Raw genomic sequence first — 25,421 nt, 5'->3', positions numbered from 1 at the left:
AATCCTGCCGTGACCCTGCCGTGACTCCCTTGTCCCTCGTCATCCGGCCGGAGCGGCCGGAGGATACCCTCGCCATCGAGCGGCTACAGGCCCGCGCCTTCGGACCCGGCCGGTTCGCCCGCACGGCCTATCGCCTGCGCGAGGGCGCGGCCGAGCGGCTCGACCTCGGCGTCACCGCCTCCGTGGGAAGCTTCCTCGTCGGCTCGGTGCGGATGGGGCCGGTGCGGACCGGATCGACGCCGTTCGTGATGCTCGGTCCGCTGGCAGTGGATCCGAGCTTCGAGGGCCGCGGCATCGGCGGTGCCCTGACCCGCGCGGCGATCGAGGCGGCCCGTCAGGCGGGCGAAGGGCTGGTCATCCTGGTGGGCGACGCGCCCTATTACGGCCGTTTCGGCTTCGTCCCCGTGGCAGCCGGGCGCCTGAGCCTCCCCGGACCAGTCGATCCGGCGCGCCTCCTGTGGCTGGAACTTGCGGCGGGCTTCCAGGATCGCGTCGCCGGTCTCGTCGAAGCCGTGCGATCCGGGCCACCATAGAAGATCGCCCCGCCCGATCGGCCGATCGGGCGGGGCGGAGAACGGCGTGTTAGCGGCGGGTGCCGGAACCGCTGGTGCCGGACGTCCCGGACGTCCCGGTGGCCGAGCCGCCTGTCCGCGACGTCGAGCCGGTCGATTCCGAGGTGCCGGACTTCATCTCGTGGCCGGGGGCGTAGCCGGACGCGCCGGGGCTGCCCGCCTTGCTCCCATGCTCCTGCATTTCATGACCCGGCGTGCGGGACGAGGCGCCCTGCTCGGCCGCGAAGGCGGTACCGCCGAGGGCGAGCGTAGCGAGGACGATGATCGGCAAGCGCTGCATGGCGTGTCTCCAGTGGGTTGGGGCCTCTCAATGCCGTCCCCGCCAAGACCGTTCCGAAATACCCGTCCCGACGCGGGTGCGCCGCGCGTCGCGCCTCACGCCCGCCGCAGCGCCAGACCAGCGATCAGCCCGGCCGCGAGAAGCGCCAGCGCGACCGGCGTCGCCGAGGTCGCGGGCCAGGCCGAGGCGGCGGCCGTGAACACCGCCCCGAAGGTCATCTGGGTGAAACCGTACAGGCTGGAGGCGGAGCCCGCTGCGTGCGGATCGACGTTCATCAGGCCGGCCACCGCGTTGGGGCTGAGCAGGCCGACGCCCACCGCGTAGGCGAAGAGCGGCACGATCAGGCTGACGACGCCGAGCATCCCGGTCCGGTCCACGGCCAGCAGCGCCAGCGCCGCCGCGATGCAGAGGAGGTTGCCGCTCCGGGCGGCCTTCCGGATCGGCACCCGCGCGGCGAGCCGGCTCGCCAGAACGGCGCCGCCGACCATGCCGAAGACCACGATGAGGCAATCGAACCCGACTTCCTGCGAGGAGCGTCCGAGCCGGTCGACGAGGAGGAACGGCGCCACCGCCAGGAAGGCGTAGAGGCTGGTGCCGCCGCAGGCCCCCGCCACGAGGTAGGCGCGGAACACCGGGATCCGCACCAGCCGGAGATAGCCGGCGAGCACCGCGACGAAGCCCGGCAGCGCCACCTTGTGGCGGTTGGTCTCCGGCAGGGTGAACACAACCAGCGATCCCAGCACGGCGACGAGGGCGGCCAGCACCACGAACACGGCGCGCCACCCGAAGGCTTCGTTCACCACACCGCCGATCGCGGGTGCCAGCGCCGGCGTGAGGGTCATGGCGGTGGTGAGAATCGCGAGCTTGCGCGCCGCGTCCTCGCGGGTCGAGACGTCACGCACCATCGCCCGGCCGATCACCAGCGAGCCGCAGGCGCCGAGTGACTGCAGGACGCGGGCGACGAGCAGGACGCCGATGTTCGGCGCGGGGATCGCGAGCAGCAGGCCGGCAAGGTAGAGGCCGAGGCCCCCGATCAGGATCGGCCGCCGCCCGTAGCGATCCGAGAGCGGGCCATAGAGGAGCTGACCGCCCGCGAGCCCGATCAGGTAGACCGTGATGGTGAGCTGCGCGCCGGCCGCGTTGGTTCCCAGATCCGCGGCCGCGGCAGCGAGCGCCGGCACGAAGATGTGCAGGGCGACCGTGCCCGTCATGGTCACGGCAACCAGCAGCGGCAGGGGCGCCCGGCGCTCCTCCGCTTCGGGGCTTCGCTCTGGCAAGGCCGTTCCTTCGCGGTTCATCGACCCGATCGGATCGCCGGGCCGCGGCCGCTCCTAGGCAAAGGCCAGGCCCGGAGCCATGCCCGAGGAACGTGCCAGACGCGAGGCAGGACGCTCCGCTACTGCTTCGGAAGCGGTTGCGGCGTCGGCAGCGGCGCGTTCAGATCCTTGGTCGGGCCGCCGACCTCGAGGTCCTTCGCCCGGTCCACCGCCTCCGGATTGGCCTGTGCGGGCGGCTCCTTGGCGGCCGGGGCCGACGGCGCGGTCGGCTCGGCGGGGATGAGGCTCGACGGCGTGCCCTGCTGGTCGCCATCATGGGCGTTGGCCGGCGGCGACGGCGCGTTCCGGTCGCTTGACTCGCCGGTCGTGCGCGGGCTGCCAGGAGATTTCTCCTCCACGGGCTTGGCGGTGCTGGTATCGGCTGGCTTCGCCGGGCTGTCCTTGCCCTCAGAGGGCTTCGAGGCCGCCGGCTTGTCGGCGGACGGCTTCTCGGGCGATGCCGCGGGCTTGTCCTCGGGCTTTGCCGCCGCGGGCGCGGCCGCAGGCGCCGCATCGCTCTTCTCGACGGCGGGCAGCGGCTTGGGATCGTCCGCATTCTTGCGCAGGTAGGCGATGACGTTGGCGCGCTCCTGCGGCGAGGCGATGCCGGCGAACGCCATCTTGGTGCCCTTCACGTACCCTTTCGGGTTGGTGAGGAACTCGTCGAGGTCGGCATACGTCCAGGCGCCGCCCTTCTCCTTCATGGCCGCCGAGTACTCGAAGCCCGCATGGCCGCCCTTCGGACGCTCCACGACGCCGTAGAGATCCGGCCCGACCTTGTTGGGGCCGCCCTTCTCGAAGGCGTGGCAGGCATGGCAGGCCTTGGTGCCGGCCTCGCCCTTCTCGGCGTTGGCGCTGGCGAGGCGGACCGCGATCGGCTCGACCTTGGCCTCCGGCGCCGCCGCGGCGGCCTCCGGCTCCGGCTCGGGCAGGTCGTAGCCGGCTTTGCCCGCGGGCTTCGGATGATAGATCAGCTCGGCTACGAAACCCGATCCGGCCGCGAACAGCAGGGCACCGAGGACGGCACCCAGGACCTTGTTCACCTCGAACGAGTTCATGCTCTTCTCGCGACTTGGCCGGGCCAGTCGCGCGCCTGAGACGGGCCAGCAGACTCGGACACCGGACATTGGAGGATTTCGAGGTTGCCTTAGCCGTTCCGGACCGTCCCTGACAATGCCGCACGCGCCGTCCGCGTCGCTCAGGCGCAGGATTGTTCCACCGAATTGTTTAGCTTGTCACCGATCAGCATCTTCGCTCCCCCCACATCTGCCGGTCCGGATCGGGGACGACAACCGGGGACAGGCCTGTTAAGCACCCGCCCGCCTCCTGGCGTGGACGCCAGGTTCGAGCGCCCAGGCCTGAACTCCCATGTCCGATCCCCTGGTCCTGATCCCGGCCCGCCTCGCCGCGACGCGCCTGCCGAACAAGCCGCTGGCCGACATCGCCGGCGAGGCCATGATCGTCCATGTCTGGCGCCGGGCCGTGGAGGCCGGCATCGGCCCCGTGGTGGTGGCCACCGACACCGCAGAGATCGCCCGGACCGTCGAGGCAGCGGGCGGGCTCGCCGTGATGACACGCACCGACCATCCCTCCGGCTCCGACCGGCTCGCCGAGGCGCTGGAGATCGTCGATCCGGAAGGCCGGCACGACGTGGTCGTCAACGTGCAGGGCGACCTGCCGACGATCGATCCGGCGATCATCGGCGCGTCCGTCCTGCCGCTCGCCGACCGCACGGTGGACATCGTCACCCTCTGCGCGCCGATCACCGACCCGCACGAGGCCGACAACCCCAACGTGGTCAAGCTCGTGGGCCACACGGTCGGCCCCGGACGGCTGCGCGCGCTCTATTTCACCCGCGGGCGCGCCCCCTGGGGCGAGGGCCCGCTCTGGCACCATATCGGCCTCTACGCCTACAAGCGCACCGCGCTGAGCCGATTCGTCGCCCTGCCGCCGGGGGAGCTGGAGGTCCGCGAGAAGCTGGAGCAGCTCCGCGCGCTGGAGGCCGGCATGCGCATCGACGCGGCCATCGTCGACGACCTGCCGCTGGGCGTCGACACGCCAGCCGACCTGGAGCGCGCCCGAGCCCTGCTCCGGGGCCGCCGGCTGAACTGAACCCGCCAACCGATCCTGACCGAGATGACAGACCGCACCATCGCCTACCAGGGTGAGCCCGGGGCCAACTCGCACATCATCTGCGCGGAGGCCTACCCGGACTGGACGCCGCTGCCCTGCAACACCTTCGAGGACGCCTTCGCGGCCGTCACGGAGGGCCGGGCCCAGCGGGCGATGATCCCGATCGAGAACTCGATCGCGGGCCGGGTCGCCGACATCCACCACCTGATCCCGCTCTCGCCGCTGCACATCGTGGCCGAGCACTTCCTGCCAATTCACTTCCAGCTGATGGTGCTGCCGGGGACGAAGGTCGAGGCGCTGAAGAGCGTCCACAGTCACGTCCACGCGCTCGGCCAGTGCCGTCGGATCATCCGCCGCCTGGGCCTGAAGGCCGTGGTGGCCGGCGACACCGCCGGCGCGGCCCGCGAGATCGCCGAGATCGGCGACTCGACCCGGGCGGCGCTCGCCCCCGCGCTCGCCGCCGAGGTCTACGGCCTCGACATCGTGGAGCGCGACGTCGAGGACGAGGTGCACAACACCACCCGCTTCGTGGTGTTCTCCCCCGAGGCCGAGCCGGTCGCGCCGGGGACGCAGGCCTGCGTGACGAGCTTCGTGTTCCGCGTGCGCAACATCCCCGCCGCCCTCTACAAGGCACTCGGCGGCTTCGCGACCAACGGCGTCAACATGTCGAAGCTCGAGAGCTACATGATGGACGGCGAGTTCACCGCCACGCAGTTCTACGCCGAGGTGGACGGCCACCCTGAGGATCCGGGCCTCGCCCGGGCGCTCGACGAGCTCGGCTTCTTCTCCCGGGAGCTGCGAGTGATCGGCACCTACCCGGCCCACCCGTTCCGGGAGGCCGCGCGGCCGGCGGCGGAGTAGACGCGTCCTCACTCCCGCCGCAGCAGCCGGTCCACCGCCAGATCCGACCAGAAACCCGGCCGGAAGTCGCGCTTGAGCGCCTCCGGGTCGTAGATCGTCTCGACCCAGGTGAGAAAATCGATCCCGTTCGCCTCGCCCTCCACGCGGTACCGGGCGAAGAACGCGTCGAGGATGCCGGTCTTGGCGAAGCGCAGGTGGCCGTACCGCACCGAGAGCTGCCGCGCGGCTTCGGCGACGGGGCGGCCCTCGTGCAGGATCAGGTAGAGCGCCGAGGCGAGGCCGGCCCGGTCGGCGCCCGATTTGCAATGCATCACCGCCGGATACGCGACGCTCGCGAAGAACGCCCTGGCGCCCAGGATGGTCTCCCGGTCCGGCGCCTCCCGGGAGCGCAGCACGAACTCGCGCAGGATCAGGCCGTGGCGCTCGCAGGCCTCCCGCTGGAGCGGCCAGGAGCCGTGCTCGCGCCCGCCCCGCAGGGAGATGATCGTCCGCACGCCCTCGGCGCGGAACCGGGCGAGCTGGTGCGGGCCGGGCTGGGCCGAGCGCCAGAGGCCGCCCGAGCCGACCCGATGGCGGTTCAGGTAGGCGAGGCGGAACACCCCGTGGTCCATCAGCAGCATGTTGGCCCAGGCCTTGAGCCGGTCGCCGGGGCCGGCGATCGGCCGCTCGAAGCGGGCGATCCGCGCCATGCGCCGCGCGTAGCGCGTCTCGGGCTTGAGGAAGCGGTTGAACAAGGCCGTGCTGCCCGTGGGACGAGCGTGGGCTCTATCAGCCGCCCGAGAGCCCGGCAAATCGCTGCGCCGCGCTGTGCCGAGGCATCCGCGCGGCAATCGGCGCCGTTCTTGCCTTCACTCCGCCCGGATCGGGATCGAACCTGGGCGGGCCGCGCGGGTTATCCGCCGGTCGGACGATGGGAGACCCGAAGCCCATGAGCACGCGCACCACGAGCATCCGCCGGGCCCGCGAGGCCGATATCGGCGGCTTGTCCAGGGTGTTCGATGCGTCGTGGCGCGAGGCCTATCGCGGGATCATCCCGGGCGTGGCCCTGGAGCGCCTGATCGCCAGCCGCGACCGGGCGTGGTGGCGCGGCGCCCTGCGCCGCGGGCGGCCCGTGGCGGTGGTGGAGACGGGGGATCTGCTGGTCGGCTACGCCTCCTACGGCCGGACCCGCAGCCGCACCCTCGGCACCGAGGGCGAGATCGACGAACTCTACCTCCTTCCGGAATACCAGGGCGTGGGCCTCGGCCGCCGCCTGTTCCGGGCCGTGCGCAACGACCTCTCGGATCACGGCCTGACCCAGCTCGGCGTCTGGAGCCTGGAGGACAACCACCGCGCCGGAGCCTTCTACGAAGGTCTCGGCGGCCGTCCCGGACCGCGGACCCTCGACCGCATGGCCGGCCTCGCCCTGCCCAAGGTGGGCTACCTCTTCGGCTGACGTTTTCCAGCGCTCGTTGCCGGCGCGCGACGTCGCCAGATTTGCTTTGCCGGGCGGCGCCTCTAAGAGGGCCTGGAAGCGGAGCTGACCGCGTTCCGGGACCAATACGCCATGAAGATCGACGCCATCCCGCTCGGCAAGAAGCCGCCGCACGACGTCAACGTGATCGTGGAGGTGCCGCTCGGCGGCGAACCGATCAAGTACGAGATGGACAAGGAGTCCGGCGCGCTCGTCGTCGACCGGTTTCTCTACACGCCGATGTTCTATCCGGGCAATTACGGCTTCATCCCCCACACCCTGTCGGGCGACGGCGATCCCTGCGACGTGCTGGTGGCCAACACTCGCGCTGTGGTGCCGGGCGCCATCATCAGCGCGCGCCCCGTGGGCGTGATGGTGATGCAGGACGAGGGCGGCGAGGACGAGAAGGTCATCGCGGTGCCCTCCCGCCACCTGACCAAGCGCTACGACCGGGTCGAGAACTACACCGACCTGCCCGAGATCACGATCCAGCAGATCCAGCACTTCTTCGAGCACTACAAGGATCTGGAGCCCGGCAAGTGGGTCAAGTTCGTCCGCTGGGGTGACAAGGAGGAGGCCCACCGGCTGATCGAAGAGGCGATCGAGCGCGGCAAGGCCAAGAAGTAACGGGTGCGGCCGCCCCGACAGGGGCGGCCTCCTCCTTCAGGCGTCGATGCGGCGCAGCCCGGCCCTGTAGCGCCGGGCGTTCTCGACGTAGCGCTGGGCGGCCTGCCGCAGGCCCTCGATATCGGCCTCCTCGAGGATGCGCACGGCCTTGGCGGGCGCCCCCACGATCAGGCTGTGGTCCGGGAAGGTCTTGCCCTCCGTCACCAGCGCGTTGGCGCCGACGAGGCAGCCCCGGCCGATCACCGCGCCGTTGAGCACCGTGGCGCCCATCCCGATCAGGCTGCCGTCGCCGATCGTGCAGCCGTGGACGATCGCCCCATGGCCGACGGTGACGTCCGCCCCGATGGTGAGCGGGAAGCCGGGATCGACGTGCATGATCACGCCCTCCTGTACGTTGGTCCGGTCACCGATGCGGATCGGCTCGTTGTCGCCGCGCAGGGCCGAGCCGAACCAGATGCCCACATCGAGGCCGAGGTGGATCCGGCCGATCACCTGCGCGTCGGGCGCGATCCAGACGCGGTCGGGATCGGCGAGCTGCGGGACGTGTTCGTCGAGGGCGTAGAGCGGCATCGCTGGCTTCCGTAGGCTTGAGCGCGCGGTCATCCGGTCGATCCGGAACCCCGCGGTGCAGGATCGGATCGTGTCGCCGGAATGGCACAGGCGTCGGCAGCCTGCCAATGCTACAGGGATTCGCGTGTCGACCTGAAGGCGGCACGGCCCGTTGCGGCTCCGGAAACCGGGATGAGGCGGATGAGACGGTTCTCGGTACCGGTCGGCCCCCTGACGTTTCTGGGCGTCCTCGGCCTTCTGCTCGCACCGGCGGCGGCGGCCGACCTGGGCAGCGCGCAGCCCCCCCGCGGCGGATTTCGCGCGACCTGCGAGGATCTCGGCACCTTCTGTTTCGCCGAGACCTGCGGGGGTGACCAGATCGACGCCGCCCAGAACTGCCGGGCTCGATGCCCGAGCGCCGCGATCCTCAGCGTCGTGCCGGCAGCCTGTCGCCGACCGGGGCCGGTCGTCCTGCGCAGCCGAGGTTAAGGCTCCCGGCCGTTCCGTATTGGTGAAAAATAGGTTTCGCCTGCGGCAACGAAACGCGGCAGGCGGCATTGAACTCTCTGGACGATGACACACCAGAGACGGGGGCGCGGACGAATGCTCGCGAATGGGCGCGAGGTGCGCGCAGCAACGACATTGACGAGTGACCTCCACCCGCCGCGGGCCGGTCCGGGTTCGGATCCCGTCCTGTACGGCGTGGCGGCGGGGCTGGAGAGCCTGTTCCCGCCCGTGTCCCTGCACGTCCGCGCCCTCCGCGACGCGGATGATGCGGACGATTCCCCGGATCGTCGCGAAGCCGCCGGCTCGGACTGAGACTGGAGTCCGACGTCTCGCGACGCAGGTCCCGGCGTCAGACGGCGAGGCGAACGATCAGGAGCAGCGTCGCTGCTGCCGGAACGGCGGCCGCGAGCCACAGGGCTCCGGGATGGAAGCCCTCCGGCCCGGAAAAGCGGAGGGCCCGCGCGACTCCGGGGCGCACCGTCTGCCTGTGCCCGCTTCCGATCCCGACTGGCATCCGCCGCCTCCTCGCCACGGGACGAGTGAGGCCTGCGGCCCGTCAAGGCTGTCTGAATCGCGGGCTGCCTTCGCGCGGCGTGGTGAACCGGTCCTTAAAGGGCGCGGTCGAACTTGAGTTCGCCGTTCGGGCTCTTCAGGACGAGCTGCGAGCCCACCATGTCCCACACGGCCGAGGTGCGCAGGGCGATGAAGAAGGCCTGCTCGGTCGCGGCCAGCCCCTTGTCGCAGCTCTTCTTGGTCAGGGCGAGCGGGCCCACCGCGATGTGCTGCTCCTTGAGCGGGAACGCAGTCGCCGCAAAGGTGTTGCAGCCGCCGTAGCCGCGGGCCCGGTACTGCTTGTCGATGATGAAGCTGGGGCGGTCGCCGCCGGCGAACGGCTTGCCGTTGAGGCTGACGGCTGTCCAGGTCGAATCCAGCGGGAAGATCTTCTCGCTGGCCTTGGCACCCGGCACGTACTGGGGCTTCTTCTCGTCCTCGCCGCCGGGACGGCGGTTGCCGCGGCCGAAGCCCGTCGGGGCTCCGCCCATCTGCGCTTGCGCCTGCGTTGCCGCGGAAAGGTCTGCGGCCAGCACGGCACAGGCCACGGTCGCGATCAGCACCCCTCTCATCGTTCCGTCCTCATCTCGCGCTCAGTGCTCACGTCGTCCCGGGTCGGGAAATGCAGCGCCCGCGGCGCGTGCCGGCCCTGCGCGGAGGCCGCCCCGAATCCATGCGCCTCAGCGGATGGAACAGGATTTCAGCACAATTATGGTCACGCCTCACCATGACGGGCGCGGAAACGATCCGGGACCCGAGCCGTTGTTGATGATCACAGCTCGGGAGGGTGATGTTGGCCGGGTCTGACGAAGGAGCGCAGAGCGGGGCGAGCGCACGGGCGATGAGCCCGGCACAGTCGCGGGCGGCCCGCGGTCTGCTCGGGTGGTCCGAGGCGGAACTTGCCGCCAAGGTCGGATGCGACGAGAAACTCGTGCGCGATTTCGAGGGTGGCTATGGCGACCCGCCGAGCGGTCAGATCGAGGCGATTCGGAGCGCGCTGAGCGTGGCCGGAGCCGTGTTCACCGACGCGCCGACGCCGGGCGTCCACCTGAGGGAACGGCGCGGCGCCGACGAGGGGACCCGCCTCGACGCGCTGACCACGGAGAACGACCGGTAACGGCCATGAACGGCTGACCGCGCCGCTCATGGCGCGTTCAGCCGTCCGCGCCGATAGCTCGGGGATCGACCCGCCGTCGTTCCAGGAGCGATCCGTGCCCGATCTTTTCAACCGCAGGTCCTGTTCCGGGACGCGCCCCGCGGGTGCCCCGGGCCCGGCAGCACGCTGATGCGCGCCGACGCCTTCCTGACAGCCGCCGACGCGCTGCCGCTCGCGAGTCTCGACGAACTCGCGGGCCCCGGCGGCCTCGTGGTCGTAGCGCCCCACCCCGACGACGAGAGCCTGGGCTGCGGCGGCCTGATCGCCGCCGCGTGCGCGGCCGGGCGGCCCGTGCGTCTCGTGGTCGTCAGCGACGGCTGCGGGTCGCACACCCAGTCCCGGCTCTATCCGCCGGACACGCTGCGCACCTTGCGCGAGGCGGAGACCCTGCGGGCGGTGGCGGTTCTCGGCCTAGCGGCGGAGGACGTCACCTTCCTGCGCCTGCCCGACGCGCATGTGCCGAGCGACGGCCCGGCCGCCGAAGCGGCGGCCGCGGCGGTGGCGCGTGCGGCTTCCGCCTGCGGCGCCGGCGCGGTGTTCGTGACGTGGCGGCATGACCCTCATTGCGATCACAGGGCCGCCGCCCTCATCGTCGCGCTGGCGCGTCCGCGTCTGCCCGGGGTGCGAATCTACGAGTATCCGGTCTGGGGCTGGACGTTGCCGCCCGAGACCGAGGTCGGGCCGGCCCCGACCGGCCTGCGCCTCGACGTGTCCGCCCACCGGGAGGCCAAAGCTCATGCGGTCGCCGCGCACGAGTCCCAGACCACCGACCTGATCTCGGACGATCCCCAGGGTTTCCGGCTGGAGCCCGCGATGATCGACCGGCTCTGCGGTCCCTACGAGCGCTTCGTGGCGGTGCCGGCATGAGCCGACGCACCGAGACCCTGCCGGACGATTATTTCGCCGGCATCTACGCGAGCGACCCCGATCCCTGGCGGTTCACGAGCTCGCCCTACGAGCGCGACAAGTACGCGGCGACCCTGGCCGCCCTGCCGCAGGCGCGGTATCGGTCCGCCTTCGAGCCGGCCTGCTCCATCGGCGTCTTCACCCGCGCCCTGTCCGAGCGGTGCGAGCGCCTGCTCGCCACCGATCTGGTCCCGGCAGCCGTGCAGGCCGCGCAGGCCCGTTGCGCCGACCGGCCCCACGTCGAGATCCGCCAGGGCGCGGTGCCGGCCGATTGGCCGCCGGGCCGGTTCGATCTGATCGTGCTGTCCGAGTTCCTGTACTTCCTGGCACCCCGTGACCTGACCGAGCTGGTCCGCCTGGTCGGCGAGGCCGTCGAGCCCGACGGCGACATAGTGCTGGTGCACTGGCTCGGGGAGACCGACTATCCGCAATCGGGCGACGGCGCCGCCGAGGGTTTCATCGGGTTGGCCGCGCCGTTTGCCCGGGTCGTGCACCAGTCGCGGACGCCCGAGTACCGGATCGACGTCCTGCGCGCCGGGACGGCGTCGTGAGCACGGCGGTCATCACCCTCAACAAGGGCCGCCGCGCGCACCTGATCCGCCTGCTCGAAGGGCTGGGTCGCGGCGCGCTGCCGGATGCCTGCATCGTCGTGGAGATGGGCGGAGACGACGCGCCCCTGCCCGCCCTGCCCTTCCCGTTGGAGCGGGTGCCGTTTCCGCATGACGGCCTGCCGCTGGCGGCGGCGCGCAACGCCGGCCGCCGGGCAGCCGGGGCCGACACGCTGATCTTCCTCGACGTGGACTGCATCCCCGCGGCGGGCCTCGTCTCCGGCCTCTCGCGGGCGGTGGCCGAGCAGGACGGCCTGATCTGCTGCGAGATCGGCTACCTGCCCTCCGGAGCGGTCACGGACGGCTGGCGCGAGGCCGATCTGGACCGACTGGGACACCCGCACCCTGTGAGAAGCTTCCCGCAGCCGGGAGTGGTGATTCCGGCACCGCAGCCGGGCCTGTTCTGGTCGCTCGCCTTCGCGGTGCGCGCCGCGACCTACGACCGGCTCGGCGGGTTCGACGAAGGCTTCTCGGGCTACGGGGCGGAGGACACCGACCTCGCCTTCCGGGCGGACAAGGCCGGCGTGCCGATCCTGTTCCTCGGCGGTCCGAAGGCCTACCACCAGCACCATCCGGGTTTCGACCCGCCGCTCCAGCACTTCCGCGACATCGTCACCAACGCGTCGCGCTTCTACGACCGGCACGGGATCTGGCCGATGGACGGCTGGCTCGACGGCTTCGCCCGGCTCGGGCTGATCGCTGCCGACCGGCGGGAGGGGATCGTGGTTCAGCGCGATCCGACGCCGGCGGAGATGGCCGCCGCGCGGCTGCCGGACGCGCGGCCGTTCTGAGGTTGCAGCCCCCCTGGCCGGCGCCGTCTTCGCGAGTGGAGCGAAGCAAGCCAGGGCAGCGCCCGATATCCGTACGTGGCGGTTTCCTGGCTTGCTTCGCTGCGCTTGCAAAGACGAGAAGCTCGAAGGCGAAGGGCAGAGCCCGGCTCTGCCCTTCGCCTGATAGGCCTCAGCCCTTCATGGCATCCGCCTTCTCGATCAGCGCCTCGGCCATGCGGATGGAGGCGATGTCGATCAGGCGGCCGTCGAGCGAGACGGCCCCGCGGCCGGCCTTGGCGGCCTCTTCCATGGCCTCCAGGATGCGGCGCGCCTTGGTCACCTCGGCCTCGGACGGGGTGAACACCTGGTTGGCCAGGTCGATCTGGCTCGGGTGGATCGCCCACTTGCCCTCGAAGCCGAGGGCCGCGCAGCGCCGGGCCGCCGAGGTGTAGCCGTCCGGATCCGAGAAATCACCGAACGGGCCGTCGATCGGGCGCAGGCCGTAGGCGCGGCAGGCGATCAGCATGCGGTTCTGGGCGAAGAGCCACGGGTCCTGCCAGTGGGTCTGGCGGTTGCCGCCCTCGTCCTTGTCGGTGAGCACCGAGAAGTCCGGGTTCACGCCGCCGATCACCGTGGAGCGGGCGCGGGTCGAGGCGGCGTAGTCGGCCACGCCGAACGACATCGCCTCCAGGCGCTTCGAGGACTGGGCGATCGCCTCGACGTTGGCCATGCCGAGCGCGGTCTCGATCAGCACCTCGAAGCCGAGCTTCTTCTCGCGCTTCTTCGCCTGCTCGATCTGGGTGACCACCACGTCGATCGCGTAGACGTCCTGCGGCACGCCGACCTTGGGGATCAGTACCATGTCGAGCCGCGGGCAGGCTTCGACGATGTCGACCACGTCGCGGTACATGTAGTGGGTGTCGAGACCGTTGATGCGGATCATCATGGTCTTGTTGCCCCAATCCAGGTCGTTGAGCGCCTGGATGATGTTGGTGCGGGCCTTCTCCTTGTCGTCGGGGGCGACGGCGTCTTCCAGATCGAGGAAGATCACGTCGGCGGCCGAGGAGGCCGATTTCTCCATGAAGGTCGGGTTCGAGCCCGGCACGGCCAGCTCGGAACGGTGCAGGCGGGCCTTGGCCTGCGGGATCAGGGTGAAGCTCATCGTGGGTTCTCTCTCCTGGTGACGGTTCTGGTGCCGTTGCGGGATGCGATCCCGTTCATCGGCGGCAAATGGCGCGCGTAGGACGGCCTGACAGGGCGCGGAGGCGCGTTTCACTCTGCACCATAGGCTCCCGCGCTCCCCCTCCCCCGCAGAGGGGGGAGGGAGGGCGCGTGAAACTACTGGACCGCCTCACCCCGTCGCCCCGAAGCCGACCGCGATGCAGTTGATCGACAACAGCAAGGCCGACTTCACCGCCTCGCGCCGGTCCTCGTCGGTCTCGGCGCGGTAGCGGGCGAGCAGTTCCACCTGCTCGCGGCCGACCTGGTTGATGGTCGGCAGCCGACCCTTGAGCCGGTCGCGGAACAGCGGAAAGCGCTCGGCCAGGTCCGTGCCGCCGCTCACCCGCAGCACCATCTCGCGGGTCAGCGCGTACTCGGCCTCGATCATCCCGAAGATCCGGTCGCGGATGGCGGCATCCGGGACGAGGCCCGCATAGGCGCGGGCGATGTCGAGATCGACCATCATCAGCGTCTTCTCGACCTCGTCGAGGACGAGGCGCAGCACGCGGGATTCCTGGAACAGGCGCTTGAGGGTCGCCTCGCCCTCGCGGCCGCGCACGTCGAGGAAGCTCGCGAGCCCCGAGCCGACGCCGTACCAGCCGGTGATCACGTGCCGGTTCTGCGACCACGCGAACACCCAGGGGATGGCCCGCAGGTCCGACAGCGAGCGGGCGCCGAACCTGCGGGCCGGACGCGAACCGATATTGAGGAGTGCGATCTCGTCGAGCGGGCTCGCGGCCTGGAAGTAGTCGACGAGACCGTCGGTCTGGAGGAGCTGGACGTAGGCCGCCCGCGAGGCGCCGGCGAGCGCCTCCAGGGCGTCGTCGTGGCCCGGCCCCGCCCGCTCGCCGTCCCCTGCGAGCGCGTGCTCGAACACCGAGGCTGCCAGCAGCTCCATCTGGTAGGCGGCGGTTCCGCGGTTGGCGTACTTGAACGAGACGACCTCGCCCTGCTCGGTGGTGCGGAACCGGCCGCGGATCGAGCCCGGCGGCTGGGCCATGATGCCCTTTTGGGTCGGGACGCCGCCGCGGCTCACCGAGCCGCCGCGGCCGTGGAAGAAGGCGATCCCGACGCCGAGTTCCTCACCCAGCCGCGTCAGCTTGCTCTGGGCCTTGAACAGCTCCCAGTTGGCCGCGACGAAGCCGCCATCCTTGTTGGAGTCGGAGTAGCCGATCATCACCTCCTGCACCCCACCCTGCCAGCGGGTCGAGCGGCGCACCACCGGCGTGCCGAGGAGCGCCCGCATGATCGCCGGGGCGGCGCGCAGGTCGTCGATGGTCTCGAACAGGGGCACGATCGGGAGCGGGCAGATCTCGGTGCCGGCGGAATCGAGGAACACACCCGCCTCCTTGGCGAGCAGGTAGGCGCCGAGCACGTCCTCCACCGAGCGGGTCATCGACAGCACGAAGGCGCCGAAGGCCTCGCGGTCGAGGGCGTCGCGCATCTCGGCGACGAGGGCGAAGGTGGCGAGCGTCTCCCGGGCAGCGTCGGGCAAATCCTCGAAGGAGCGCTCGGGATCGCGCGGCCGGGCGAGTTCCGCGTCGAGCCACTGGCGCCACGCCGCCGAGCCGAGCGCCGGCGGTTCGCCGTCGCCGTTGCGCTGGCGCCAGAGGGCGTGGAGCGTGTCGGTGGTGCGGGTGGTGTTCTCGCGCAGGTCGAGCCGCACGGTGGTGAAGCGGAAGATCTCCACCATCCGCCGCACCGGGCGGACGAGGTCGCGGGCGAGCGCGCCGCACTTGGCCTCCGTCAGGCCGCGCTCGAGAATGCGCAGGTCCTCGATCAGGCCGTCCGCGCTGGCGTAGTCGGGGCCGGAGGGATGCTCGCCCTCGTTGCGGGCGATCGTCGCCTCGAGCTTGCGCAGCACGCAGGAGAGATACTGACGGTACGGCTCGCCCGGGTTGCGCCGGGTGATCGCCCGGGACTGTCCGCTTTCCGAGAGCTGCCGGTTGAGTTCGAGGCGGAAGCCCTGAGGCAGCGGCAGGGAACGCTCGGTGAGCGACAGGGTCCGTCCCAGCTCGCGCACGCCGTCCCGGTAGCGGGTCAGCGAGGCCAGCGCGTTGCGGTGCAGGGTCTGCCGGGTGACGGCGGCGGTGACGTAGGGGTTGCCGTCCCGGTCGCCGCCGATCCACGAGCCGAACTGGAAGAACGGCGGCACCCGGAAGTCCGTGCCCGGATAGGCCTCGGCGAGGGATTCCTCCAGGGTCTCCATCGTCTCGGGCAGCATCTCGAACAGGGTCTCGTCGAAGAAGTGCAGGCCCCAGGCCACCTCCCGCTCGACGGTCGCCTTCTCCAGGTGCAGCTCGCCGGTCATCCAGACCAGCTCGATCTGGTCGCGCAGCTCGTTCATGAGGCCGTTGCGCTCACGGTCGGTCCAGCGCGGCATCTCCAGCTCGCGGAGCACGAGGTAGATGCGGCGGAATTTTTCCAGCACCGTGACCCGCTTGCCCTCGGTGGGGTGGGCGGTCAGCGTCGGGCGGATGCGCAGGTCGCTGAGCAGCGCCTGGATCTTCTCCGGCGGCACCCCCTGCTTGCGCGCGTCGGAAAAAACCTTGGCGAAGGAACCGCCGAGGGCGGCACGGCCCTCCGTCCGCTCCACGTGGCGGCGGCGGCGCATCGCGGCGTTCTGCTCGGCGATGGAGATCAGCTGGAACCAGATGCCCTGCACCTGCAGCGCGCGCGCCAGCATCTGCGGCGAGAAGCGCGAGATGTCGGCCGTGCCGTGCAGGACCGCTTCGAGGTCGGGGTCGTGCCGGCGCGCGACGTCGAGCAGCGCCTGGAACAGGATGTCCAGCGCCTGCTCCGACGACGTGCCGACGATCACCGGCGGCGCGAAGGCCGTGGCATCGACGAGACCTGGGGTTGCGTGAAGGGTACGGGTCATGGGGCCACCTCGTGGCGCAAAGCTGCGCTCCCCTCCCCCTTGCGGGGAGGGGTTGGGGGTGGGGGTGGTTCAGAAGGCGCCGGATCGCTCGATCCTGCACCACCCCCCACCCTCGGTCCCTCCCCACAAGGGGGAGGGAAGGATCTAAGCCGCCCGGGCGAGCACGTCGGCCACGGTCTGCCCGAACGATCCGGGATCGGGCGCCACCGTCAGCCCGTAGGAGCGCATGATCTCGGCCTTCTCGGCGGCGCTGTCGCCCGCCGCCGAGATGATCGCCCCGGCATGGCCCATCCGGCGGCCCTTCGGCGCCGTGAGCCCGGCCACGAAGCCGATCACCGGCTTCGACATGTTCTCGCGGATCCAGGCCGAGGCCTCCGCCTCCTGCGGGCCGCCGATCTCGCCGATCATCAGCACCGCGTCGGTGTCCGGATCGGTCTCGAACAGGGCGAGGTGGTCGAGGAACGACGAGCCGTTGATCGGGTCGCCGCCGATGCCCACCGAGGTCGAGATCCCCAGTCCCAGCTCCTTGAGCTGCGAGGCGGCCTCGTAGCCGAGCGTACCGGAGCGGGAGATCACTCCGACATTGCCCGGGAGGTAGATGTGGCCGGGCATGATGCCGAGCATCGCCTTGCCGGGCGAGATGATGCCGGCGCAGTTCGGGCCGACCACCATGGTCCGCTTCTCTTTCGGGTAGCGGTAGAGGTAGCGCTTCACCCGCATCATGTCCTGGGCCGGGATGCCGTCGGTGATCGAGCAGACCAGCCGCAGCCCGGCATCGGCCGCCTCCATGATGGCGTCCGCCGCGAAGGGGGGCGCCACGAAGGTGATCGACGTGGTGGCGCCGGTCGCCGCCACGGCCTCCTTGACGGTGTTGAACACGGGCAGGCCGAGGTGGGTGCGCCCGCCCTTGCCCGGGGTGACGCCGCCGACGACGTTCGTGCCGTAGTCCAGCATCTCCTTGGCGTGGAAGGTGCCCTTGTCACCCGTGATGCCCTGGACGATGATCGGGGTGGTCTCGTCGATGAGGATGCTCATGGCGCGGTCTCCCCTCAGTGCTTGGTCTTGGCGGCCGCGCAGGCGTCGACCGCCTTCTTGGCCGCCTCCGCCAGGGTGTCGGCGGTGATCAGGTCGAGGCCGCTCTCGGCCAGGATCTTCTTGCCGGCCTCCACGTTCGTGCCGGCGAGGCGCACCACCAGCGGCACGTCGATCTTCACCTCGCGGGCCGCCTGGATGACGCCCTCCGCGACCCAGTCGCAGCGGTTGATGCCCGCGAAGATGTTGACCAGGATCGCCTTGACGTTGCGGTCGGAGAGCACGAGCCGGAAGGCCGTCGCCACGCGCTCGGGCGAGGCGCCGCCGCCGACGTCGAGGAAGTTCGCCGGCTCGCCGCCCGCGTGCTTGATCATGTCCATGGTCGCCATGGCGAGGCCGGCGCCGTTGACGATGCAGCCGATCTCGCCCTCGAGGCCGATATAGCTGAGGTTGTGCTCGGCGGCCTGGGCCTCGCGGGGGTCGCCCTGCGAGGGGTCGTGCATGTCGGCGATGCCCGGCCGGCGGAACATGGCGTTGTCGTCGAAGGACATCTTGGCGTCGAGCGCCAGCACCCGGTCGTCCTTGGTCACGACGAGCGGGTTGATCTCCAGCATGGTGCCGTCGCAGTCGCGGAACGCCCGGTAGGCGTTCATGATCGTCTTCACCGCGGCCGAGACCTGCTTGATGTTGAGCCCGAGCTGGAAGGCGATCTCCCGCGCCTGGAACTGCTGCAGGCCGACCGCCGGCTCGACCACCACCTGTATGAGCGAGTCGGGCTCCTTGGCGGCGATCTCCTCGATGTCCATGCCGCCGCGCTGGCTGGCGATGACCCGCACGCGCTCGGCCTTCCGGTCCAGCACGTAGCCGAGATACAGCTCGCGCTCGAAGGGGTCGGCGGTCTCGACATAGACCCGCTGCACGGGCTTGCCCTCGGGGCCGGTCTGGTGCGTGACGAGGCGCTTGCCCAGCAGGTCCTTGGCGGCGTCGCGGACCTCGTTGTAGGTCCGGCACAGCTTGATGCCGCCGGCCTTGCCGCGGGCGCCCGCGTGGATCTGGGCCTTCACGGCCCAGAACGAGCCGCCGAGTTCCGTGGCGGCGTAGACCGCCTGGTCGGGGCTGAAGGCGATAGCCCCTTTCGGGACGGCCACGCCGAAGCTCGCAAGCAGCTCCTTGGCCTGATACTCGTGGACGTCCATTCGGCGCCTCCTCCGCGGTTCGTTGCCGCCGTTGACGCCCTCTACTTTAGTTGAGTCGGAAGATTACGCCCGTCAAATTTTTTAGGGCGCTGATTGACCGAGACTTTTTCGCGGTCGCAACACGGATCGTATTCGATGTTGCGCCGCAGCATACAGAAAACAATTGAGGCCGGGGCGTGATGCACCCGGCCTCAATTGTTGATCCGATACGATATTTGTTCGAGCGCTTCGTTTGAGTCGCCCGCACCGTCATCACGCGCGCAGCGAAGTGGCCCAGGGCAGCGCGACCTCTAGGATCGTAGTGCCGACCGGATTGCTTCGCTCCGCTCGCAAAGACGGCAGCGTCGACGTGATCGACCGGACACGCTGTTCAGCTTGGCGCTGACCCAACAGGCAGGCGCCCGTCTTCCCCTGAGCGGGAGAAAGGACGTCGCCGGTTCAGTTCACCTTGCCCTTCACGACCTCATAGACCTTCTCGGTCAGCGGTCCGGCATCCGCGAGCAGGCCCTCCAGCTCCTTCAGCCGCTCCTCGGCGAACTCCCGGTCCTCCAGACCCTTGGCGTTCACGTAGACGTTGAGCGCCGCGCTGCGGAGCCCGGCATAGGCCGAGAGCACCGCCACGCCGGCATCCGACACGACGTTGAGATTGCCCTTGTCGGCGGTGATCGCCGCGAGGTCGATCACGTTTCGGCAGGCCCGGCAGCAGGCGAGCGGCACGTCGCAGGCGGTCTTGAGGGCGGCCTGGATCTTCTCGGCGCGGGCCGCCTTCTCGTCGTCCGTCGCCTTGGGCAGGCCGTAGGCCCCCATGACGGCGTCGAAGGCTTGGACGTCCTCGCCGATCATGCCGGTGAGGACGACCCGCAGGCCTTCGGATTTGGCCAGCACGTCCTTCAGCTCGGCCTCGACCTCGACGTACTTCTTCTTGCCGATGGTCAGGTTGCAGACCATCGACACCAGGGCCGCGCCCATGGCGCCGGAGATCGCCGCCGCGCCGCCGCCGCCAGGGGTCGGGGCGGCGCTCGCCAGCTCCGTCAGGAAGGTCTGGATGGACGCGTTCTCGGGCGGTTGCGTGTCGGACATGGGCGCCTCTCCGGTCAGGCCATTTTCTTCGCGAGGGCGTAGATCTCCTCGGCGTCGAGCACCTGCTCGGTGCTCTCGAAGAGCTGGCCCACGCAGGCGCGGTGCAGCTTGAGCTTCAGGCCGCCGATGCCGAGCGCGCCAAAGGCCTGCTTGCCGTTGCGGTCCTTGCCCTTGTCCATCACCTCGATGCCGCCGATGCCCGTCGGGGGCTGGGCGTTGTAGTCGGCGACGAACTCGATAGACGATTCCTGAGCCCAGGCGGCCTCCGGCAGCAGCTCGACGCCGATGGCGCCGGCCGTGAACACGAGGTTCGTGCCCTTCACCAGGGCGACGCGCGACGCCTCGTCGGGGGTCGCGGCGGCCTTCACGTTGACCTTGAAGCGCTTGTTGATCTGGTCCGCGGCGGCCTGCGTCTTGTCCAGCGCGCGGCCCGCGATCGTGACCTCGGCCCCCTCGCCGGCGAGCAGCGCCGCCGAGCGCATGCCCACCGGGCCGGTCCCGGCGAGCACGACCGCCTTCTTGCCCTGGAGCGAGCCGGCGGCCTTGGCCACCAGCGCGACGCCCGCGGCGGCCGTGGTGTTGGAGCCGTTGGAATCGAGCATGACCGAGACGCGGAACGGGCCGAAGAAGCGCTTCTTGACCGCGGCGAACAGCTCTTCGCCCGCCGCCATGCTGCCGCCGCCGACGAAAATCGCCGTCGACTTCTTCTCGGAGCCGCCGCGGGTGTAGATCGTGCCGTCGACCAGCGCGCCGACATTGTCGGGATTCACGCCGCCGTAGCCGGTGATGTGGTCGGCGCCGCCGTCGTAGCCGACCACCGTGTCGAACACGTTCGGCACGGCATCGGTGTCGAACAGGAACAGCAGCTTCTTGGTCATTTTTTAACCTCGGCCCGGGCTGGGCATCATCACGTCAGGGACATCCACCCCGTCATTCCGGGTCCGCGGAGCGGAGCCCGGAATCCAGACGCTCGGGTGGTTCTCGTTCTGCACCGTCAGCGGCTCTGGGTTCCGGGCTCGCCTGCGGCGCCCCGGAACGACGGTGTGCGTTCTACGGCTCAGCTCTCGACCACGTTCTGCGGCTTGCCCGCCACGAAGGCCTCGACATTGTCGACGAGCTGATCGGCCAGGATCTGCATCGCCTCCTTGCTGGCCCAGGCCACGTGGGGCGTGACGATCAGGTTCGGCAGGTCGGCGTCGCACAGGATGTTGCCGTCCTTGGGCGGCTCCTGCGCTACCACGTCGAACCCGGCACCCGCGATGGTGCCGTCCTTCAGCGCCTCGAGCAAAGCCGCCTCGTCCACGAGCCCGCCCCGGGCCGTGTTGATGAGGATGGCGCTCTTCTTCATCTTCTTGAGCTCGGCGGCGCCGATCATCCCCTTGGTGTCGGGGGTCAGCGGCACGTGCAGCGTGATCACGTCGGACTGGGCGAGGATCGTCTCGAAATCGACGAGCCCGTCCTGCGGGAACACGTCGTAGGCCAGCACCTTCATGCCGAGCGCCTCGGCGCGCTTGGCAATCGACTTACCCAGCGCCCCGTAGCCGACGATGCCGAGCGTCGAGCCGGCGATGTCGTAGATCGGGTAGTCGAAGTAGCAGAACTGCTTGGACTTCGCCCAGTCGCCGCGCCGCACCGAGTTGGCGTAGGGCACGATCGCCCGGCGCAGGGCGAACATCAGCCCGACCACGTGCTCCGGAACCGTGTTGAACGCGTAGTTGCGGATGTTGACGACCGTGACCCCCTGGGCCTTGGCCTGGGCCTTGTCGACCACGTCGGTGCCGGTGGCGGCGACCGCGATCAGCTTGAGATCGGGGAGCTGCTTCAGCGTCTCGGCCCGCATCGGGACCTTGTTGATCAGCGCGATCTCCGCGCCCTGGAGGCGGGAGACGATCTCTTCCGGCGTCCAGGTCGACTCGTGCTCGACGTATTCGTGCGGGAAGTTGAACGGTCGGACCCTGGCATCGAGGGATTCACGATCCAGGAACACGATCTTCTTGGTCATAGGACCCCTCTCGGACGACGGGCTGTTTCCTCGATAGCCTTGGTCTTACTTGCGCGCCGGGGCGGGCCCGGCAACCCGGACCCGCCCCGATCGCGTGCGCGGCTCACGCCTTATGCAGCGGATTCTCGCGCAGGTAGCTGGAGGCGGCGGCGACGCCCGAGCCCGGCGTGACCTTGATGCCGCAATCGAGCATGGCCATCTCGGCGCCCGCGATGGCGCCCAGCAGCGACAGCTCGTTCAGGTCGCCGAGGTGGCCGATGCGGAACACCTTGCCGGCGACTTTCGACAGGCCTGCGCCCAGCGAGAGGTTGTAGCGCTCGAAGGCGTGGATGATCACCTTGGCGGCGTCGGCACCCTCCGGCACCACGATCGCCGTGACCGTGTCGGAGTTCCACTTCGGCTCCTTGGCGCAGGGCTTGAGGCCCCAGGCCGCCACGGCCTGGCGGGTCGCCTCGGCGAGCACGTGGTGGCGGTGATAGACGTTCTCCAGCCCCTCCTCCTTGACGATCTCCAGGGCCTCGCGGAGGCCGTAGAGCAGCGGCAGGACGGGGGTGTAGGGGAAGTAGCCGGTGGCGTTGGCGGCCAGCTGGTCCTTCCAGGCGAAGTAGGCGTGGCCGAGCCGGTCGTTCCGGCCGGTGCCGCCTTCGGCGATCTTGAGCGCCTTGGGGCTGATGCAGATCAGGCCGAGGCCGGCCGGCAGCATGAAGCCCTTCTGCGAACCCGCGATGGCGCAGTCGACGCCCCACTCGTCCATCTTGAACGGCAGCGAGCCGATCGACGAGATGCCGTCCACGAACAGCAGCGCCGGGTGGCCGGCCGCGTCGATCGCCTTGCGCACCGCGCCGATGTCGCTGGTGACGCCCGTGGCGGTCTCGTTGTGGACGACCATCACGGCCTTGATGGCGTGGTCCTTGTCGGCCCGCAGGGCCTCCTCGATCTTCTGCGGATCGGCGCCCGCGCCCCACTCCTCGTCCTGGACGATCACGTCGAGGCCGAGGCGCTGGGCCATGTCGACCCAGAGGTGGCTGAACTGGCCGTAGCGGGCGGTGAGCACCTTGTCGCCGCGGCACAGGGTGTTGGACAGGGCCGATTCCCAGATGCCGGTGCCCGAGGACGGGAACAGGATGACGGTCCCGTTGGTCGAGCCGAACACCATCTTGGAGTCCTGCAGGAGCGGCTTCACCAGCTCGGGGAAGCTCGGCGAGCGGTGATCCTCCGACGGCACGTGCATCGCGCGCAGGACGCGCTCCGGGATGTTGGTGGGGCCCGGGATGAAGAGGTGGTTGCGACCGGGGCGCCGGGTTGCGGCCATGATGTTTCCTCCGAATAGTCCGTTGCGCGCGGGCTCGCACCCGCGCCGGTTGTCCAAGCATCCTCGGGAGTCGGTCCGGCGGCGGTCGCGGCGCGTTCCCCCGCGCCTTCGAACGTCTGCCCATGCCGTGAAATGGGGGGCGCTGCGGAGCGGCAGGCGGCCTCACGCCGCTCGCGTCGCGGCACGCCCCCGCGCGCCGGTCGCCTCCGAATTGCCGTCCCGTAACAACGGCCCCCAGGGCCGTCCTCGCCGCCTTCCTGTCTAAGCCCGGCTCAGCTCCCTGATGCCAGTTCCTGGTATTATGTGGCGGTAACGCTCGAAAGGAAAACCGGAAAAACTTCCGGAACTTGGCAAAAAAATTTTTTGTGCGCCGCAGCGAAGCGGACCTCCGGTTGAGAAGCTTTGCCGCACTGCACGTGGCTGCCGGCATGAGGGCCGTCGCGCGGCGCAGCATCGATACGCGTCATCAAACTGAGATGGGATCGCGCTCTGGATCCCGGCACCAGTCAGCCGCCGGGAGGGTGCCGTGGCCGAGGTTGAGGAGATGCCGGTCCGCGTGCGGACGCTGTTCCTGTCCGACCTGCATCTCGGCACGCGCGGCTGTCAGGCCGGCCTGCTGCTGTCGTTCCTGAAGGATTACGACGCCGACACGATCTACCTCGTGGGCGACATCGTCGACGGCTGGCAGCTGCGCTCCGGCTGGTACTGGCCGCAGGAGCACAACGACGTCGTCCAGAAGATGCTGCGCAAGGTCCGCAAGGGCGCGCGCATCGTCTACCTGCCGGGCAACCACGACGAGTTCCTGCGCGACTACGTCGGCACGAACTTCGGCGGCATCGAGCTCGCCGAGACCGCGATCCACGAGGCGGCGGACGGCAAGCGCTATCTCGTGATCCACGGCGACCAGTTCGACATGGTGGTCCGCCACTCGCCCTGGCTCGCCCATCTCGGCGACGGGGCCTACACGCTGGCGCTGAGCCTGAACACGCTCATCAACAAGGTGCGCCGCCGCCTAGGCCTGTCCTACTGGTCGCTCTCCGCCTGGGCGAAGCTGCGGGTGAAGAACGCCGTCAGCTTCATCGGCCGGTTCGAGACGATCCTGGCCGAGGAGGCCCGCCGCCAGGGGGCCGACGGGGTCATCTGCGGCCACATCCACCACGCGGCCGACCGGCCGATCGGCGAGCTGCGCTACCTCAACACGGGCGACTGGGTGGAGTCCTGCACCGGGCTGGTGGAGCACTACGACGGCCGCATCGAGGTGCTGCACTATCCGAGCCTCCTGCGCGCCCGCGCCGCCGAGACCGTGCCGCAGGCGCTGCCGGACCGGCGCGCGGTGGCGTGAGGACCGCTTCCGTGAAGCTTCTCATCGCCAGCGACGCGTGGCACCCGCAGGTCAACGGCGTGGTGCGCTCCCTGGAGCAGATGGTCCGCCGGGCCCCGGAGCACGGCTTCGAGACGGCGCTGCTCACGGTGGCGGATTTCCGGTCGCTGCCCCTGCCCGGCTATCCCGAGATCCGCCTGGCCTATGCCGGACGGGAGCGCGTGGCGGCGCGCTGGAAGGCCGAGCGGCCGAGCCACGTCCACATCGCCACCGAGGGGCCGGTGGGTCTCGCCGCCCGGCGGCATTGCCTCGCCCACGACCTGCCCTTCACGACCAGCTATCACACCCGCTTCCCCGAATACCTCGCCGCGCGGGCGCCGGTGCCGGAGGCGTGGTCCTACGCCTACCTGCGCCGCTTCCACGGGGCCGCGCGGGGCACGATGGTCAGCACCGCCACGCTCCAGGGCGAGCTGGCGGCGAGGGGCTTCGGCCAGCTGATGCGCTGGACGCGCGGCGTCGACACCGAGCGGTTCCGCCCCGCCGAGCCCGGCGCGCCGGCACCGGCCGACCTCGCCGGGCTGCCGCGGCCGCTGTTCCTGTATGTCGGGCGCTTGGCGGTGGAGAAGAACGTCGCCGCCTTCCTGGGCCTCGACCTGCCGGGCACGAAGGTCGTGGTCGGCGACGGGCCGGATCGCGCGCGCCTGCAGGCGCTGGCCCCCGGGGCGCGCTTCCTCGGCACCCGCACCGGGGCCGCCCTCGCGGCGGTCTACGCTGCCTGCGACGTCTTCGTCTTCCCGAGCCTCACCGACACGTTCGGGATCGTGCTCCTGGAGGCGCTGGCCAGCGGCCTGCCGGTGGCGGCCTTCCCGGTGCCCGGCCCCGACGACGTGGTCGGGGGCAAGCCGGTGGGATCCCTCGATCGCGACCTGCGGGCCGCCGCCCTCGCCGCCCTCGACCTGTCGCGGGCCGCGTGCCGCGCCGAGGCCCTGCGCTGCGGCTGGGACGTGAGCGCCCGCCAGTTCTTCGGCAACATCATCGAGGCGCATGGCGGCGAACGGGGCAGCCGCGACGCTGCCTGACCGGTGA

At 70.3% G+C, this 25,421-nt stretch carries 28 protein-coding genes; 13 read left to right on the top strand and 15 right to left on the bottom strand.

The genetic code is table 11. The features are described from left to right. The first annotated feature begins 20 nt into the window (after positions 1 to 20). Entirely contained in the window at positions 21 to 533 is a 513-nt protein-coding gene (locus ACLBX9_RS14100) for a GNAT family N-acetyltransferase (protein WP_447719354.1), read from the top strand. 49 nt (positions 534 to 582) lie between these two features. Here ACLBX9_RS14100 and ACLBX9_RS14095 read toward each other — a convergent pair whose 3' ends face one another. The 3 genes from ACLBX9_RS14095 to ACLBX9_RS14085 form a co-directional block, all read right to left on the bottom strand. Further along, entirely contained in the window at positions 583 to 852 is a 270-nt protein-coding gene (locus ACLBX9_RS14095) for a hypothetical protein (protein ID WP_010687128.1), read from the bottom strand. Between the two features lie 95 nt (positions 853 to 947). Beyond that, positions 948 to 2,150, bottom strand: a complete 1,203-nt coding sequence (locus ACLBX9_RS14090; protein ID WP_447719353.1) for a multidrug effflux MFS transporter — start codon at positions 2,148 to 2,150, stop codon at positions 948 to 950. Between the two features lie 98 nt (positions 2,151 to 2,248). Then, positions 2,249 to 3,226 (bottom strand): c-type cytochrome, encoded by a 978-nt coding sequence (locus ACLBX9_RS14085; protein ID WP_010687126.1) that lies wholly within the window; start codon positions 3,224 to 3,226, stop codon positions 2,249 to 2,251. Between the two features lie 310 nt (positions 3,227 to 3,536). On the opposite strand from ACLBX9_RS14085, the gene ACLBX9_RS14080 reads away from it, so the two are divergent. Together ACLBX9_RS14080 and ACLBX9_RS14075 are read left to right on the top strand one after the other, a co-directional pair. Continuing rightward, a complete protein-coding gene (locus ACLBX9_RS14080; protein ID WP_447719352.1) occupies positions 3,537 to 4,280 on the top strand; it encodes a 3-deoxy-manno-octulosonate cytidylyltransferase in 744 nt (247 codons plus the stop codon). A 24-nt stretch (positions 4,281 to 4,304) separates the two neighbouring features. Beyond that, a complete protein-coding gene (locus ACLBX9_RS14075; protein WP_447719351.1) occupies positions 4,305 to 5,162 on the top strand; it encodes a prephenate dehydratase in 858 nt (285 codons plus the stop codon). A gap of 8 nt (positions 5,163 to 5,170) precedes the next feature. On the opposite strand, the gene ACLBX9_RS14070 is transcribed toward ACLBX9_RS14075, so the two are convergent. Beyond that, positions 5,171 to 5,896: a tyrosine-protein phosphatase gene (locus ACLBX9_RS14070; RefSeq protein ID WP_447719350.1), complete on the bottom strand. Its 726-nt coding sequence runs from the start codon at positions 5,894 to 5,896 to the stop codon at positions 5,171 to 5,173. A gap of 194 nt (positions 5,897 to 6,090) precedes the next feature. Here ACLBX9_RS14070 and ACLBX9_RS14065 point away from each other — a divergent pair, with 194 nt between their 5' ends. Both ACLBX9_RS14065 and ppa read left to right on the top strand, forming a co-directional pair. Further along, the gene (locus tag ACLBX9_RS14065) at positions 6,091 to 6,597 is read left to right on the top strand and encodes an N-acetyltransferase family protein (protein ID WP_447719349.1); all 507 of its coding nucleotides are present in this window, start codon (positions 6,091 to 6,093) and stop codon (positions 6,595 to 6,597) included. Positions 6,598 to 6,708: 111 nt separating this feature from the next. Then, a complete protein-coding gene (gene ppa / locus ACLBX9_RS14060; RefSeq protein ID WP_010687121.1) occupies positions 6,709 to 7,242 on the top strand; it encodes an inorganic diphosphatase in 534 nt (177 codons plus the stop codon). A 36-nt stretch (positions 7,243 to 7,278) separates the two neighbouring features. On the opposite strand, the gene ACLBX9_RS14055 is transcribed toward ppa, so the two are convergent. Continuing rightward, on the bottom strand, positions 7,279 to 7,812 hold the full coding sequence (locus ACLBX9_RS14055; RefSeq protein ID WP_010687120.1) for a gamma carbonic anhydrase family protein: 534 nt from the start codon (positions 7,810 to 7,812) through the stop codon (positions 7,279 to 7,281). Between the two features lie 180 nt (positions 7,813 to 7,992). Here ACLBX9_RS14055 and ACLBX9_RS14050 point away from each other — a divergent pair, with 180 nt between their 5' ends. Both ACLBX9_RS14050 and ACLBX9_RS14045 read left to right on the top strand, forming a co-directional pair. Then, positions 7,993 to 8,280, top strand: a complete 288-nt coding sequence (locus ACLBX9_RS14050; RefSeq protein ID WP_447719348.1) for a hypothetical protein — start codon at positions 7,993 to 7,995, stop codon at positions 8,278 to 8,280. 153 nt (positions 8,281 to 8,433) lie between these two features. Next, a complete protein-coding gene (locus ACLBX9_RS14045) occupies positions 8,434 to 8,610 on the top strand; it encodes a hypothetical protein (RefSeq protein ID WP_447719347.1) in 177 nt (58 codons plus the stop codon). Between the two features lie 37 nt (positions 8,611 to 8,647). Here ACLBX9_RS14045 and ACLBX9_RS14040 read toward each other — a convergent pair whose 3' ends face one another. Continuing rightward, a complete protein-coding gene (locus ACLBX9_RS14040; RefSeq protein WP_447719346.1) occupies positions 8,648 to 8,812 on the bottom strand; it encodes a hypothetical protein in 165 nt (54 codons plus the stop codon). Between the two features lie 94 nt (positions 8,813 to 8,906). Beyond that, positions 8,907 to 9,422, bottom strand: a complete 516-nt coding sequence (locus tag ACLBX9_RS14035; protein ID WP_010687117.1) for an META domain-containing protein — start codon at positions 9,420 to 9,422, stop codon at positions 8,907 to 8,909. Between the two features lie 269 nt (positions 9,423 to 9,691). Between ACLBX9_RS14035 and ACLBX9_RS14030 the strand changes: the two genes are divergently transcribed. The 4 genes from ACLBX9_RS14030 (at position 9,692) to ACLBX9_RS14015 (ending at position 12,311) form a co-directional block, all read left to right on the top strand. Next, on the top strand, positions 9,692 to 9,967 hold the full coding sequence (locus ACLBX9_RS14030; RefSeq protein WP_010687116.1) for a helix-turn-helix domain-containing protein: 276 nt from the start codon (positions 9,692 to 9,694) through the stop codon (positions 9,965 to 9,967). 168 nt (positions 9,968 to 10,135) lie between these two features. After that, entirely contained in the window at positions 10,136 to 10,873 is a 738-nt protein-coding gene (locus ACLBX9_RS14025; protein ID WP_447719345.1) for a PIG-L deacetylase family protein, read from the top strand. After that, on the top strand, positions 10,870 to 11,463 hold the full coding sequence (locus ACLBX9_RS14020; RefSeq protein WP_447719344.1) for an SAM-dependent methyltransferase: 594 nt from the start codon (positions 10,870 to 10,872) through the stop codon (positions 11,461 to 11,463). The genes ACLBX9_RS14025 and ACLBX9_RS14020 overlap by 4 nt, the downstream gene beginning before the upstream one ends. Continuing rightward, positions 11,460 to 12,311 carry a glycosyltransferase family 2 protein gene (locus ACLBX9_RS14015; RefSeq protein WP_447719343.1) on the top strand — a complete coding sequence of 284 codons (852 nt, stop codon included), beginning with the start codon at positions 11,460 to 11,462 and terminating at the stop codon, positions 12,309 to 12,311. The genes ACLBX9_RS14020 and ACLBX9_RS14015 overlap by 4 nt, the downstream gene beginning before the upstream one ends. A 169-nt stretch (positions 12,312 to 12,480) precedes the next feature. Here the strand turns inward: ACLBX9_RS14015 and ACLBX9_RS14010 are convergent, their stop codons facing one another. The 8 genes from ACLBX9_RS14010 to ACLBX9_RS13975 form a co-directional block, all read right to left on the bottom strand. Next, positions 12,481 to 13,452: an HpcH/HpaI aldolase/citrate lyase family protein gene (locus ACLBX9_RS14010; protein ID WP_447719342.1), complete on the bottom strand. Its 972-nt coding sequence runs from the start codon at positions 13,450 to 13,452 to the stop codon at positions 12,481 to 12,483. A 189-nt stretch (positions 13,453 to 13,641) separates the two neighbouring features. Further along, on the bottom strand, positions 13,642 to 16,392 hold the full coding sequence (locus ACLBX9_RS14005) for a phosphoenolpyruvate carboxylase (protein ID WP_010687111.1): 2,751 nt from the start codon (positions 16,390 to 16,392) through the stop codon (positions 13,642 to 13,644). A 144-nt stretch (positions 16,393 to 16,536) separates the two neighbouring features. Further along, the gene (gene sucD, locus ACLBX9_RS14000) at positions 16,537 to 17,427 is read right to left on the bottom strand and encodes a succinate--CoA ligase subunit alpha (RefSeq protein ID WP_010687110.1); all 891 of its coding nucleotides are present in this window, start codon (positions 17,425 to 17,427) and stop codon (positions 16,537 to 16,539) included. 14 nt (positions 17,428 to 17,441) lie between these two features. Beyond that, complete coding sequence (locus ACLBX9_RS13995) at positions 17,442 to 18,620, bottom strand: malate--CoA ligase subunit beta (RefSeq protein ID WP_010687109.1); 1,179 nt, start codon at positions 18,618 to 18,620, stop codon at positions 17,442 to 17,444. Positions 18,621 to 19,058: 438 nt separating this feature from the next. After that, complete coding sequence (fchA, locus tag ACLBX9_RS13990) at positions 19,059 to 19,700, bottom strand: methenyltetrahydrofolate cyclohydrolase (RefSeq protein ID WP_010687108.1); 642 nt, start codon at positions 19,698 to 19,700, stop codon at positions 19,059 to 19,061. A gap of 14 nt (positions 19,701 to 19,714) precedes the next feature. Next, the gene (locus ACLBX9_RS13985; protein ID WP_447719341.1) at positions 19,715 to 20,578 is read right to left on the bottom strand and encodes an NADP-dependent methylenetetrahydromethanopterin/methylenetetrahydrofolate dehydrogenase; all 864 of its coding nucleotides are present in this window, start codon (positions 20,576 to 20,578) and stop codon (positions 19,715 to 19,717) included. A 179-nt stretch (positions 20,579 to 20,757) separates the two neighbouring features. Further along, entirely contained in the window at positions 20,758 to 21,702 is a 945-nt protein-coding gene (locus ACLBX9_RS13980) for a D-2-hydroxyacid dehydrogenase (protein ID WP_010687106.1), read from the bottom strand. Between the two features lie 103 nt (positions 21,703 to 21,805). Then, a complete protein-coding gene (locus ACLBX9_RS13975; protein ID WP_010687105.1) occupies positions 21,806 to 23,014 on the bottom strand; it encodes an aminotransferase class V-fold PLP-dependent enzyme in 1,209 nt (402 codons plus the stop codon). Between the two features lie 526 nt (positions 23,015 to 23,540). On the opposite strand from ACLBX9_RS13975, the gene ACLBX9_RS13970 reads away from it, so the two are divergent. After that, positions 23,541 to 24,356 carry a UDP-2,3-diacylglucosamine diphosphatase gene (locus ACLBX9_RS13970; protein WP_039894776.1) on the top strand — a complete coding sequence of 272 codons (816 nt, stop codon included), beginning with the start codon at positions 23,541 to 23,543 and terminating at the stop codon, positions 24,354 to 24,356. A gap of 11 nt (positions 24,357 to 24,367) precedes the next feature. Further along, a complete protein-coding gene (locus ACLBX9_RS13965; protein ID WP_010687103.1) occupies positions 24,368 to 25,414 on the top strand; it encodes a glycosyltransferase family 4 protein in 1,047 nt (348 codons plus the stop codon). The last annotated feature ends 7 nt before the right edge of the window (positions 25,415 to 25,421 follow it).

The organism is Methylobacterium sp. A49B (assembly GCF_053346215.1).
The sequence above is the reverse complement of the archived record's forward strand: the minus strand, read 5'-3'. Positions and strand labels throughout refer to the sequence as shown.